Annotated in this window: 13 protein-coding genes; 9 read left to right on the top strand and 4 right to left on the bottom strand. The window is 41.2% G+C overall.

What is annotated here, in order from left to right; all coding sequences use genetic code 11:
• Nucleotide 1 precedes the first annotated feature (1 nt).
• On the top strand, nucleotides 2-952 hold the full coding sequence (locus ACFFUV_RS15515; protein ID WP_390194496.1) for a Kdo(2)-lipid IV(A) acyltransferase: 951 nt from the start codon (nucleotides 2-4) through the stop codon (nucleotides 950-952).
• Between the two features lie 338 nt (nucleotides 953-1,290).
• On the opposite strand, the gene pyrE is transcribed toward ACFFUV_RS15515, so the two are convergent.
• A complete protein-coding gene (gene pyrE, locus ACFFUV_RS15510) occupies nucleotides 1,291-1,932 on the bottom strand; it encodes an orotate phosphoribosyltransferase (protein ID WP_390194495.1) in 642 nt (213 codons plus the stop codon).
• Between the two features lie 143 nt (nucleotides 1,933-2,075).
• The gene (rph, locus tag ACFFUV_RS15505) at nucleotides 2,076-2,795 is read right to left on the bottom strand and encodes a ribonuclease PH (protein ID WP_390194494.1); all 720 of its coding nucleotides are present in this window, start codon (nucleotides 2,793-2,795) and stop codon (nucleotides 2,076-2,078) included.
• A gap of 251 nt (nucleotides 2,796-3,046) precedes the next feature.
• Between rph and ACFFUV_RS15500 the strand changes: the two genes are divergently transcribed.
• The 8 genes from ACFFUV_RS15500 to mobF all read left to right on the top strand — a co-directional run bounded on the left by ACFFUV_RS15500 (nucleotide 3,047) and on the right by mobF (nucleotide 11,628).
• A complete protein-coding gene (locus ACFFUV_RS15500; protein WP_390194493.1) occupies nucleotides 3,047-3,913 on the top strand; it encodes a YicC/YloC family endoribonuclease in 867 nt (288 codons plus the stop codon).
• Nucleotides 3,914-4,105: 192 nt separating this feature from the next.
• Nucleotides 4,106-5,386: a tyrosine-type recombinase/integrase gene (locus ACFFUV_RS15495; protein ID WP_390194492.1), complete on the top strand. Its 1,281-nt coding sequence runs from the start codon at nucleotides 4,106-4,108 to the stop codon at nucleotides 5,384-5,386.
• 91 nt (nucleotides 5,387-5,477) lie between these two features.
• Nucleotides 5,478-6,215 carry a hypothetical protein gene (locus ACFFUV_RS15490; RefSeq protein ID WP_390194491.1) on the top strand — a complete coding sequence of 246 codons (738 nt, stop codon included), beginning with the start codon at nucleotides 5,478-5,480 and terminating at the stop codon, nucleotides 6,213-6,215.
• 87 nt (nucleotides 6,216-6,302) lie between these two features.
• Nucleotides 6,303-6,509, top strand: coding sequence for a helix-turn-helix transcriptional regulator (locus tag ACFFUV_RS15485; RefSeq protein ID WP_390194490.1), 207 nt, complete (start codon nucleotides 6,303-6,305; stop codon nucleotides 6,507-6,509).
• A gap of 12 nt (nucleotides 6,510-6,521) precedes the next feature.
• Entirely contained in the window at nucleotides 6,522-6,950 is a 429-nt protein-coding gene (locus ACFFUV_RS15480) for a hypothetical protein (protein ID WP_390194489.1), read from the top strand.
• 144 nt (nucleotides 6,951-7,094) lie between these two features.
• Nucleotides 7,095-7,397: a hypothetical protein gene (locus ACFFUV_RS15475; protein ID WP_390194488.1), complete on the top strand. Its 303-nt coding sequence runs from the start codon at nucleotides 7,095-7,097 to the stop codon at nucleotides 7,395-7,397.
• Nucleotides 7,397-9,055, top strand: coding sequence for a type IV secretion system DNA-binding domain-containing protein (locus tag ACFFUV_RS15470; protein ID WP_390194487.1), 1,659 nt, complete (start codon nucleotides 7,397-7,399; stop codon nucleotides 9,053-9,055). The genes ACFFUV_RS15475 and ACFFUV_RS15470 overlap by 1 nt, the downstream gene beginning before the upstream one ends.
• 8 nt (nucleotides 9,056-9,063) lie before the next feature.
• A complete protein-coding gene (mobF, locus tag ACFFUV_RS15465) occupies nucleotides 9,064-11,628 on the top strand; it encodes a MobF family relaxase (protein ID WP_390194486.1) in 2,565 nt (854 codons plus the stop codon).
• Nucleotides 11,629-11,645: 17 nt separating this feature from the next.
• On the opposite strand, the gene ACFFUV_RS15460 is transcribed toward mobF, so the two are convergent.
• Together ACFFUV_RS15460 and ACFFUV_RS15455 are read right to left on the bottom strand one after the other, a co-directional pair.
• Nucleotides 11,646-12,374, bottom strand: a complete 729-nt coding sequence (locus tag ACFFUV_RS15460; RefSeq protein ID WP_390194485.1) for a restriction endonuclease — start codon at nucleotides 12,372-12,374, stop codon at nucleotides 11,646-11,648.
• A gap of 24 nt (nucleotides 12,375-12,398) precedes the next feature.
• Nucleotides 12,399-12,854: a phosphatase domain-containing protein gene (locus tag ACFFUV_RS15455; RefSeq protein WP_390194484.1), complete on the bottom strand. Its 456-nt coding sequence runs from the start codon at nucleotides 12,852-12,854 to the stop codon at nucleotides 12,399-12,401.
• Nucleotide 12,855 lies beyond the last annotated feature (1 nt).

The raw sequence follows: 12,855 nt of genomic DNA, 5'->3' as shown, positions 1-12,855 counted from the left end.
TATGAGTAAAAGTAAATACGCTGCCCCTGAGTTTCGCTTTTCGATGCTTCATCCTCGTCATTGGGGGGTGTGGCTTGGATTTGGTTTTCTGGCATTATTTGTAAATATTTTGCCTTACGCCCTGCTGCTAAAAATTGGCCGCGGCGTGGGTAAATTTGCAATGCGCTTTGGAAAATCTCGCGTTAAAGTCGCCAACCGTAATTTAGAGCTCGCCTTTCCTGAGATGTCGGAGAGTGAACGCGCACGCTTTGTCGAAGAAAACTTCAAAAATACGGGCATGGCGTTGATTGAAACGGGCATTACTTGGTTTTGGCCAACATGGCGCTTTAAGCGATTGATCATCGATAAAGATACCGAAATCCTTCGTCAACATGATGCCAACGGCAAAGGCGTATTACTGTGCTGCGTGCATGCCCTTAACCTCGAAATTACCGCTCGTGCTTTGGCGGTATTAGGCGTAGGTGGGTATGGGGCGTTCCGCCCTCACGATAATGATGTTTATAATCTGATTCAGCATTGGGGGCGCAGCCATGATGGTAACATCCTGATTGACCGCAAAGATTTAAAACAAATGATTCGTGTGCTACGCCAAGGCGAGCGTCTGTTTTATCTGCCTGATCATGATTATGGACGTAATAAGTCTGTTTTTGTGCCATTTTTTGCTGTGCCTGATGCCTGCACGACGACTGGTACCAGTATTCTGGCTTACACCAGTAAATGCGCAATTGTTCCGGGCTCTGGGTTTCGCAATGAAGACGGCAAATATGAAATCATTGCCAATCAGTCGATAGAGGTCGACTATCCACAAAAAGACGAAAAAGCGGCCGCCGCATACATGAACCAATACGTCGAACAGTTAATTCTTCGCGCTCCAGAACAGTGGATGTGGCTGCATAAACGCTTCAAGACTATGGAAGATGAAACCGCACCAAAAGGTGTACGCTACAAATAATCCATTACTAAAAAGAGCCCATTGGGCTCTTTTTTCGATTAGTCATGACTGAAAGGTATCTCTCGTCATTCTGGACCCGCGAAGCGCAGATTCAGAGTCTAAAATCATCCCCTATCACACTATTTAGTCTGAGACCCTGAATCAAGTTCAGGGTGACCGCTTACAACAGCTAAGCGATTTTTCAATTGACCATGACTTATACATATCTCTCGTCATTCTGAACCAGCGAAGCGCAGATTCAGAATCTAAATCAGCATCTATCACACTATTTAGTCTGAGACCCTGAATCGAGTTCAAAGTGACCACTTACGACCGCTAAGCGATATTGCTAAAAGCCATTAAATCCCATACTGCTCACGATACGCTTTTACTGCGGCAAGATGCTCATCGGCGCCGCCACTTTGTTCCAGGTAAGTAATCAAATCGCCAAGACTGACAATCGAGATCACCGAGCAATTAAAGTCTCGCTCCACTTCTTGAATCGCAGACAACTCACCCTTACCTTTCTCTTGGCGGTCAATCGCAACCAATACACCCGCTAAATCCGCGCCGTTATTTTTGATGATCTCCATCGATTCACGAATCGCAGTTCCTGCGGTAATCACGTCATCCACCAGCATAATGCGCCCCTCAAGCGCGCTCCCCACCAAATTGCCGCCTTCACCGTGATCTTTCGCCTCTTTGCGGTTAAAACAGTAAGGTGTGTCGATATCATGACGGTCGGCAAGAGCAACCGCCGTGGTGGTTGCGATTGGAATCCCTTTATAGGCAGGGCCAAACAGAACATCAAACTTAATACCAGAATCGGCAAGGGCTGACGCGTAAAAGCGGCCTAGCCTTGCTAAATCGCGTCCAGTGTTAAACAGGCCAGCGTTAAAAAAACACGGGCTCTTGCGCCCTGATTTTAAAGTAAACTCACCAAACTTAAGAACCCCTTTCTCAAGTGCAAACTCAATAAATTCACGCTGGTATGCTTTCATCACTTTCTCTCTTTATTACTCATTATCACAAAACGACGTTATTACTGCTGATAACAGCACACTCCCTGCTATTACCCTGCTCATTCTGCCCGGCTTTGCCAGACCGAGACAAAAAAATAGCCCCCTAACTGGGAGCTATTCGATCATTCACTTTCTAATGCCGACTTCTGCACTTCAACGATATCGGCAATGCCTTTTCTCGCCACCGACAGTAAATCCATCAACTCTTCGTGGGTAAACGGTTCGCCTTCAGCCGTGCCTTGGACTTCAATCATTCGACCGTCTTCGGTCATCACAACGTTCATATCGGTATCAGCGGCTGAATCTTCGACGTATTCTAAGTCACATAGAATGTCGTCACCCAGAATACCAACAGAGACTGCGGCTACATGTCCTTTCATCGGATTGGCTTTCAACTTACCTTGCGCCACTAATTGATTGAAAGCATCGGCCATCGCAACACTCGCACCAGTGATTGACGCAGTACGGGTACCGCCATCCGCTTGAATCACATCACAGTCCACTGTGATCATCAGGTCTGGCATAGCTTCAAGATCCACAACCGCACGTAGGCTACGAGCAATCAAACGCTGGATTTCAAGCGTGCGCCCACCTTGTTTACCACTGGATGCTTCACGGCGGTTACGTGTATGCGTCGCACGAGGAAGCATGCCATATTCAGCCGTCACCCAGCCTTTACCTTGGCCTTTCAGCCAACGCGGCACGCTTTCTTCAACAGAGGCATTGCACAATACTTTGGTATTGCCAAACTCCACCAATACAGAGCCTTCGGCATAAGCAGTGTAATGACGGGTGATTTTGATAGGGCGAACTTGATCCGCCTCGCGGTCGTTTGGACGCATGGGCTTTACCTTCTGGTCGAGTGCGACAATTGGAATTGGTTGCGCATTATATAGGAAGTGGCATGCAGTGCCTAGCCCATAGCCGCTTCCTTTCTATAGCCCTAAGCTCCAATCCGCTGACCAACCGGTGACACCAAGATGACACAACATGACTCCCAGTCTCATCAATCGCCTTTGCCCTAGTGCTAGGTTTGTATGTTACTATAAGCTCAGATTTCAATTCACATTCTCAGTGAGAACAAGGACACACAATGATTTACAGTATGACCGCATACGCGCGCAAAGAAGTCAAAAGCGAATGGGGTAGCGCTATCTGGGAAATCCGCTCGGTCAACCAACGTTACCTAGAAACGTACTTTCGTCTGCCAGAGCAATTTCGCGGCATTGAGCCGGTATTGCGTGAACGTTTTCGCAAACGTCTGGCTCGCGGTAAGGTTGAATGTAGCTTGCGCTTTGAAGCCAACCCAGCGGCCAATACCGAACTGTCAATCAACGCGCCTCTTGCTGAGCAAGTCATTAAAGCGGCCAATCAAGTCATGAGCATGACCGGCGAGCTAAGCCGCATCAATCCATTCCAAGTCATGCAATGGCCAGGAGTGATGGAAAGCTCAGAGCAGGACCTCGACACAATTAATAAAGACCTTCTGACCGCATTTGATGATGCACTGAGTGAATTTATCGAAGCTCGTGGCCGCGAAGGCGACAACATGAAAGCGCTGATTGAAGCACGTCTTGAGTCAATCAACCAAGAAGTGGTGAAAGTACGTGCTCGCATGCCAGAAATTCTAGAGTGGCAGCGTGAACGCCTAACCACAAAATTTGAAGACGCGAAAATTGAGCTCGACTCAACGCGAGTAGAACAAGAGCTGATTCTTCTCGCGCAGAAATCTGACGTCGCTGAAGAGTTAGATCGCCTCGATTCACACGTCAAAGAAACGCGTAATATTTTGAATAAAGGCGGCGCTTGCGGACGCCGTTTAGACTTTATGATGCAAGAGTTCAATCGTGAGTCTAACACCTTGGCTTCTAAGTCGATCTCCGCCGATATCACCGCCTCTGGCGTCGAGCTTAAAGTGCTGATTGAACAAATGCGCGAGCAGATCCAGAATATAGAATAGCGTTTAAAGCTGTTTTTATAGGTTCAAAAATCACAACAAAGCCCCTATTTACGGGGCTTTGTTGTTTTTAACAGTTTACATTTGTTTTTCTATGTTTAAAAATAATGGTGACAGAAATGGTGACATAAGATTGGTAGCTAGTCGTATATTTCTCCTTATCTAGTTTCTGTCACCAACATATAGAGGGAAACAATGGCAGCGAGACTAAACGATAAACAAGTAAAGTCATTCTTAAAGAAAGGAACTCCTGGGCGATATGCAGCTGGGAATGGGTTGTATTTTCGGGTAAGTAATGAAGGTTCTGGATTCTGGGTTATACGTTACACAGTGAATGGAAAGAGACGAGAAATTACTCTTGGCAAATACCCGAATCTATCATTAGCGAATGCAGCCGCAGAAACAGCAAAGGTGAAGGCAGAAATCAAACAAGGTATTGATCCATTAGCAGAGAAAAGGCGACCTGATGGGATAAAAATTCAAACCGTCAACGATCTAGCTTCTGATTGGCTTAAAAACGATATTGAAAAACGACTCAAGCACCCTCAAATCCCCCGCCGCATATTCGAAAATGACTTAGCCCCTCATTTTGGTGAACTATCCTTAGAAAGGATAAGTCCACTTGATATTCGCCAAGCAATTGAATCCATAAACCTAAGTGGACGGCCCTCTATTGCCAACGATGCACTAGGGTATTGTAAGCAGCTATTCCGTCACGCTATCCGTCTAGATTTAATGAAAAACAATCCTGCTGAAGCATTTACTGTTCATCATGCGGGTGGTATCGAACACAGTAGAACTCGGGTACTCACACTTGAGGAGTTAGAAATCACCTTTAAAGTTTTTCGGGAGAATATCGAGCAATTTACACGTGAGAATTACTTAGCTACAGCTCTATTATTAATTTTAGGCGTACGAAAAGGAGAGCTAATCGCTGCGCAATGGAACGAATTTGATGCAGAGAGAAAACTATGGAAGATTCCAAAAGAGCGCAGCAAAACAGGTGTTGCCATAACTATTCCTTTACCTTCTTTAGCAATAAGTCATCTTCAAGAACTATATCTACGAGCATGCGGCTCTGAGTATGTATTTCCTGCTCGCAGAGCTAGTAAGCGTAGAGGTTATATCAGCGATGATACTCTAAATCATGCACTTGCTAAGCTCTTTGGTATGAAGGTCCGCTCAGGGGAACCTCCCGCCAATAAACTAGGAGAGGCGGGTATAAAACATTTTACCATTCATGATTTACGCCGAACGTTTCGAAGTCTTCTGGCTAGCATAAGTATACCTGGGCACATAGCAGAGCGCTGCCTAAACCATAAGCTAAAAGGTGTCGAAGGGATTTACGACCGCTATGACTATCTTGAAGAACGCAGAAACGCTTTGGCTCAACTAGCTGAACTACTAAGCCCAATAATCATTCCAGACGATCATAAAAAAGAAAATCAACACTATAAATTCAGGCCCCATTATTGAGTGACCATGGCAAGTAACAGTGACTAATAGAACGTAGCTCTGAACCCTAAAGCCATTCAAAAACTCAGCATATACACGAGGAAGTATATAAATGAAGTTAAACAAAGAGCAGCTTAGAGCAATATTAGATATGATCTTCGGGAAAATGTCGGATGATTATGAGCCTTTTTCAGATGAAGAATTAGAAATCTTATCCAAGTACCCCAATTCACTAGATTTGCTTAAAGAAATGATTCTACAGCAGCAGGAAATCCTAAATCATTCCAATAACGTTGAAAAATATATAAGTGAACTAAAGTCAAAGACTAACAGTGGGATAGGTTTTGAAGACGATCTTACAGTAAAACTATATCCCGAAAATTATCAAAGATTTCTCGATGAACATGAAGCAAACACTCTTGATCTTCTTTCTTGCGAACAATTAAAAGATCCTCAGTTTTCTGAGTTATATGACTCCGCAACAGAAGAAATGAGGAAAATAAGCTCTAACCAGAAAAACATTCAGGATTGGACGAAAATAGATAGTAATAGAAAAATCAATAATATATCAATAAACACATCTAAATTAGAAAATTTTAAGAACTCCTTCAGAGAAAATGGCAAAAAAGGAGGTAAAAAAGTTGTTTATGACGATTACTATAAGTTAGTCGAAAGCTTAATTAAAAACACAGATGACGATCCGTCTAAACGAGGATTTAAAGCACGGATATATCATAAGTCCATTATTGAAATTACTAGGCGCAGTTCCAAAGGACATTTGATAGGAGAGCCATCCAAGACACAAGCAGAAAGAATCATAACGTCTATAACAAAAAGCATATGCTCATAAAAAAGTTTCCCTCATAAGCCCCTCATAGCCTATTAGGTTTTTCTCGCCTCGCTATCATAAGCCCCAACTTAACGAGTTGGAGGCTCTATGTCATTTCTATCAGAATACGAAAAAATCATCTCTCGTGCCGAGTTTAGAACACTCACAGGCATGTCCCGAACAACTGAATGGAAAGCACTGAATAAAGGCCTTCTTCCCGACATAGTCAAACTCGACAACCGTATATTAGGCTACTCCCTATCTAGTTATATGGATTGGATAGCAAAAAATACTTTTTCATGTAAATCAAATTAAGGAAAGAAAACGATGTCAACTTTTACTAGTGAAGAAAGAGCAACGATCATTGAATGGGTAAACAGCTTTGTTGTTATGCCACCAAATGAAGAAAACTTTAATGAGAATCTTGTTAGATACGAGATCTATGTCCGAGATCTGGTTATAGAAGTAGAACAAACAATAATAGAAACAATTGAGATGTTTTCGAGCAATAACCTTCCTCAGGATAAAAAGTTAAGCCTTAACTATACGGACTTTCGTAAAGTGGTTTTATTTATACTTGATTTAGAAAGGCCTATATCAGTATATAGTTTAACGATCTACGAGGTAGTTCTTCTTGCAAAGCTCAACTCTAACAATGCCTTTGCAAAGCACTACTTTAATATTCATGTTCCCGATTCAATAAATGCTCTCTACTTGGAACTAATTAAAGACTCAGACCTGAACGCTTCTGCTTAAGCTTTAGTAAAAACCAGAAAACGCGCTAATTTCAATTAATACAACAAGTTAGCGTGATTTTTATCGTATACAATCACTCTATTTTCTACAAAAAAAATCTAACAAAATCATAGTGATGATATTGAATACACAAAAGAGATAGTTATGCCTAAAGAATCAAAAAATCAAATAAAACAGCAGTTAGTTAGCGTCCGGTTTTCTATGACTAAATATATCGAATTTTTAACCTTTGCGGAAGAATTAAAAATGAACAGATCGGAATTTATAAATCATATATACGATTTGTATAAGAAAAAGAAAGGCCTTGATACAGATATGACAAACTTTTCGAAAAGATTAGAAAATCGGATGTTCGAAATGGTTTCAGCAGTTGCGGGGCTTGATGAACAAGAACGTTTAAAAGCAAAAAATAAATATCTTTCTAACCTAAAGAGAGAGTTCAAATAATGGGTCTGTTTTCATACTTCCATCGGACTGTTGTTTTTATTTTGTCCAGCCTTCTGCTGACGATACCAGTCGCTTTTGCTTTGAAGGGCTTTTACTCACTCCTTTTCAATAACGATGGCCAATCATGGCTAAAGGCTCTGTTTCAAACTAACACTAGAGAAATCCTTCTAGCTGACTTAGTACAAGATGAGAGCAGTACTATTATCTTGGCAATATCTGTGTTTCTAGCGACCTCATTTATAACAATGCTCTTCAAATCTAGGTTCAAATCAAATGAATTAAAGCACATTAGCGGTCCAAAATTATATGAGGGACAAAAAGCTATTCGTCATGCTAAAAACGAACACTTCAAGGAGCTGAAAACTAATAAGTTGACTCGAACTGGTATAAACATTCATCCAAAGTTCAAAATCACAGAAGCAAGGGAACAAAACAATTTTTTGATTTTAGGGACGACTGGCGCCGGCAAATCAACCGCATTCAAACCATTAGTTCATCAAGCGATTGATCGTGGTGATTACTCTGTCATTTACGACGAAAAGGGAGAATATACGGAAAGCTTTTATCACAAATCTAATTCCATCTTAATCGCACCATGGGACAAGCGAAGCGCAAAGTGGAACATCTGCGAAGATATAAGAACAAAACAAGATGCAGAGCTTTTGGCGCTTTGCCTAATTCCTGATTCCAAAACGCCAGACCCAATATGGGACCAAGGAGCAAGAGTCATTCTAGTCAGTATGCTGATGAAATTAATCAACGAGAAAGAAAAAGCCTGGGATTGGTTCGACCTTTATACGTTATTCACAACCAGTATTTATAAAGCTCAATCTGAGTTCATAGTTCACTATCCAATAGTAAAGAGCTTTATTGAAAATGACTCTAAAACCACGCAAGGCTTTTATGTTCATATCATGAGTAAACTGAGCTGGATTGAAGATCTGGCAAAAGCTTGGTCAGGACAAGACAAATCACCATTCAGCTTGAAACGTTGGATTAAAAATAATAGCACAAAGCGCGTCATCATTATTCAGGCCGATAGTAAATACCCAAGCCTTGGTGAGCCACTATGTAATGCAATCATCTCGTTTATGACAAAGAACTATCTGTCTGAATCTCTTCCAACGAAGAGGAAGACATGGTTATTCATTGATGAATTTGCCAACCTTCCTCGAAACCCAAACATCAAGAAATGGCTTGAGTTGGCGCGTGAAAACGGTGCGAGATCAGTTATCTGTACTCAGTCTATTTCACAACTCAGAGAGCTTTATGGAAAAGACGAAACCGATTCAATCATCAACTTGCTATCAAACATCATCGTGTTTCGAATGGGGTCAGCAGGAGATGATGCAAAATACTGCTCCAATATGTTTGGAGAGTACACAGCCGAGGTGCCGAACTACGATAACCCGACACTAATAGGCACGAGAGCTGAAGTCCCAGTGATAAATGCGACAGAACTTACACAGCTCAAACAACCCAGTAAAAAAGGTGTTGAAGGTTATATGATCCTTCCAGGGAGAAATGCTGCTTACAAACTGTGCTGGCCTTTGTTTCAACGCACGAAAAAAGCCAAAAAAAAGATCCCCAAGGAATGGACAAAAAAAACAGAAATTAAAAAAGCCCAACAAAAAAATCGTCTAAATAAGAGGAAGTAGCAATAACCATGCTGTCAATTCATCCGATTAATAACATCGCTTACTACTCTGATTTAGCGCTAGAAGATTACTATTTAGGGCATGGAGAGCCGAAAGGAAATTGGGCAGGATTAGGCAGTCGAGTTCTTGGTCTTCACGGTGAAATCATTAAGGATGATGACTATATAAATTTAATGACAGGATTTTCTCCAGCGGGAGAGAGACTAGTGCAGAACGCAGGAAAAGATAATCGGCGAGTAGGCTGGGACTGCACATTTAGCGCACCAAAAAGCGTAACACTAGCATGGGTTATTTCGTCCGTTGTACTTAAAAAAAAGATCGAGAACGCCCAGAAACTAGCAGTGGATAAAGCTATCAAATTTATGGAGCAATATGCGTCGTTGACTCGCCGTGGATCTTGCTCTTCCGTCAAAGAAAAGCCAGCAGGGCTTGTCATAGCAAAGTTCGAGCATTGTTCAAATAGAAATGAAGACCCTCATCTACATACTCACGCACTGGTTCTTAACCTTGCACCACGTTTCGATGATACTTGGGGTTCATTATTATTTGATAGTCAATATTTTTGGAAAATGGCATCAGGTGCAATCTATCGTGCAGAAATGGCTCATCAGACGCAAAAATTAGGGTTTGAAATTGAGCCTGATGGGGATTCGTTCCATCTAAAAGGCATACCAAAAGAAGCATGCGATGCTTTTTCTAGTAGGGCACAGGAAATAGAAAATGAACTAAAGAAAGCAGGAATTAAAAGCAGTTCTAGTAAGCAAGGTGCTTATTTCAAAACTAAAAACAGAAAGTCAAAAAAAAAGCTGAATAGAAATGAGCTTTTTGAAAAGTGGACTAATGAACTAGCCACCTATGGACTAACAGATTTTTATCTTGAAACGTTAATCAATCAAGAAAGGTCAGAGCTTCCTGTAGAGTTAAACCTTGATGTACTTTTATCAGAGATTACTGAAAAAAAAGCTGTTTTTACAGAGCAGGAAATCTTCAGGACAATTGCTATACAAGCTGCACATCGAGGTATAAATGCTGATCAAGCAGAAGAATTATCACTTTCTCTATTAGACAGTGAAGAACTGATTACTCTACAGCCCAAAAATGTTTTTTCTCGACAGTTTACGAGTGTCGATGTGCTTACCTGCGAAACTCTTATGATTAATGATGCCCAAGTTCTAGCCAATAGATTTACAAAAGAAGTCGGAGTAATTGAAACCGATAACGCGCTAAAACTTGCCGAAGAACAACTTGGCTTCTATTTTGATGATGAGCAAAAAGAAGCTATTTATTACACGTTGTGCTCAGGTGACTTTTCGATTACTCAAGGTAGCGCAGGAGCTGGTAAAACAACATTAATGCTCGCCGCAAAAATTGCTTATGAACAAAAAAACATGAATATCAAAGGGGCATGCATTGCAAAAAAAGCTGCGGATAACCTAATGCAGGAAACTGGTATTCAATCACATACTGTTGCCTCTCTGATTACAAATATCAGCAATAATCGACACCCGCTAAACAGTGTAGATGTACTCGTTGTAGATGAAGCTGGACTACTTCCAAGCACTGATTTACAACTACTTATCAACGAAGCCAAAGTATCTAACTGTAAAATAATACTAACTGGAGAAGATAAGCAGCTTGATGCAATCAACCGTGGTGGTGCTCTGCGTTTTCTATCTCGTTCCGAAATACTAGGAACACAACGGATTGAGACCATCCGCAGACAAAGAGAAACTTGGGCAAAACAAGTTGTCATGGATCTTAGAGATAAACGTTCAGAACCGGCTTTAGCGTTGCTAGAAAAGCACAATTGCATACATTGGACGGACAACCATGACGAAGCCATCGAAGCTCTAATCAATGATTGGCACCACTATCAGAAATCTAATCCTGAAAAGCAATCGCTAGTAATTGCTCGTGAATGGAAAGATGTTAGACAACTGAGCAAGGCGATTCGAAAGATATATATTCGCGAAGGCAAAGTGAGCAACGAAAACGTCAAACTTACATGTAGCGTCGCTGATAAAAAGTTTGAATATGAGTATTCTGTTGGCGATAGAGTCAAGTTCTGTCGAAACGAATATCGGTACCTGCAAGTCTCAAACGGTACCTTGGGTACAATTATAGAGATCGCACGACTAAGCGATAACGATACCGAGCTCTCTATTGCTCTTGATGATAAACGTATCATCACTTTCAGAGCGTCAGAGTATAGTGATGAGATTGGCTTAAACCTATGCCATGCTTACGCTCTAACGATTTTCAGCTCGCAAGGTACCACCATCGATGGTAATACATTCACTCTATACTCGGGGCGAATGGGTCAACGAGAAACGTATGTAGCTCTAAGTCGCCATAAAGACGAATCTCATATCTACATCAACAAAGCTGAAATCAATGAACGAGTGCGCTCCAACCATGGAGACTTGGAGTTAACTGGTGTATTAAGGAAAGAGGCGTTAGCAGAATTGATGAAGCAAGATCATTATTCATCATTAGCTATTGAGCACCTAAAGAAGGACCAACAGTATGAAAAAATGCCTAACCATGATTTTGTCGAAGAGATAACTATTTAGATAAGAGTAAGTATGCTTTAATTCAATGGTTTTCTATCAGCAATTAGAGCATCTGAAGGCGTTACTAGTAGCAAATAAACAGACATAGAATGCTCGTGATCATTGGAGCTAGTTTCATCTTCTTCAATTGCGGTAAGCCAAAACCAGGGATGTCCACAATTGCATTTAGCTTCACTCTCATCACTTAAAGAAAACTTCTTGCCGCAATCCCAACACCAAACATGGAAATCACCACAAACATCACATTTACCAATACAGGAAATAGACACTGGAGAGGAAAGAGCCCCAATCCCCATAGGTGCATCCCACAGAACCAATCCCCTTTTAGATTTTTTGTCGCAATGACTACTCAGACAATCATCCCATAAATCAAGATCAATATCCTCTAGTTCCTCCAAAGATACTATCTTAAGATTAATAAAATCCTGTGCTCTCTTTTTTGCAGCGGCACTATAACCATTGGGACAAACAAGAATTCCTACTTTTGATGAGCAATCGATCATCATACCGTGGAAGCTTTCTACATCTTTAACATTTAAAGGGCGATTATACTTTTTAGCATCGACGATTATTCTTCGATTTCTATCGTCACCAAACCGTGAGTCAATAAGCACATCTACCTGCCGGATAGTTTTACTCAAACAGCCTTTAATCTTTGCATTGGGCATCACAGTTGTGTTTGTAGACTGATAATCCTCAGAACACAGTTCTGCAACAAACCTTTCATATTTCTTCCAACTAGTCATGACTATGTAAGCAAGTATTGATCATCAAAAGTTTCCTTCCGCAACCTGAAAGCAGGTTATCCCTAAGTCACGCCACATTTTTACAACTTTGTCTCGATCATCAAAAACGCAAAGAATATCATTTTTGTAATTTGGATAAAGATCGAGTAGCCAGAAGCGCTTAAGTACTTCATCTGCTGTATATGTATCCATTTCTCTCATAGTTAGTGCGTCATAAAGTACACCATGCAAAGCCAACCACTCGATGGTTTTATCTCTAACTATGTCACCTCTAGCAGAAAAAATATGAACTCGATTTCCTTGTTTCTTAAGAGCATTTATGGCTTCAATCACCGGTGTATGTGGCAAGTCTTTATCGCATGCTTCAAAATAAGATACCCAATCTGGCTTCCTACCATTTTTTTTATCAATAAAATGACTTCGATGCTTGTTAAGGGCCAATGTACCATCAAGATCTACAATAATTGTCTGTTCTGGCATA

Origin of the sequence: Vibrio olivae (assembly GCF_042428525.1) — a bacterium.
In the GTDB taxonomy this organism is placed as follows: domain Bacteria; phylum Pseudomonadota; class Gammaproteobacteria; order Enterobacterales; family Vibrionaceae; genus Vibrio; species Vibrio olivae.
This window is presented reverse-complemented; position numbering and strand designations above follow the sequence as displayed.